Source organism: Mesorhizobium sp. M4B.F.Ca.ET.214.01.1.1 (assembly GCF_004791545.1).
Lineage (GTDB): Bacteria > Pseudomonadota > Alphaproteobacteria > Rhizobiales > Rhizobiaceae > Mesorhizobium > Mesorhizobium abyssinicae.
On sequence record NZ_SRUX01000132.1, the window covers coordinates 1 to 359 of the forward strand.

At 56.5% G+C, this 359-nt stretch carries 1 protein-coding gene; it reads left to right on the top strand.

Features of this window, described 5'->3' with window-relative positions; genetic code table 11:
- Positions 1–324: helix-turn-helix domain-containing protein (locus tag EN857_RS33615; RefSeq protein WP_135897698.1), on the top strand; the 324-nt coding region annotated here is incomplete at its 5' end.
- Positions 325–359 lie beyond the last annotated feature (35 nt).

A 359-nucleotide genomic window follows, 5' to 3' on the forward strand; every position in this document is an offset into this window, starting at 1 on the left:
GCCATTCATCGCGAATGGATCGTGGCGATGGGCCGCCGTTCCAAGACCTCGCACCTGGCCCATCTCATGTGCGAATTGTTCGTGCGCCTGCAGGCGGTGAAACGCACCAACGGCATGAGCTTCCATCTACCGCTGTCACAGGCCGAAATGGCCGACGTGCTTGGGTTGTCGGTCGTGCACATGAACCGGGTGATCGGTGGCTTGAAAAAGATCAAGGTGATCACCTGGACGAACCATGTGGTCACCATTCTGGACTGGGACCAACTTGCCAGGCTTGCCGAGTTCGATCCCACCTATCTGAGCATCAACAACGAACCGAGATAAACAGGCTTGGCTCAATTTGCGGTGCTGCTGTTCTC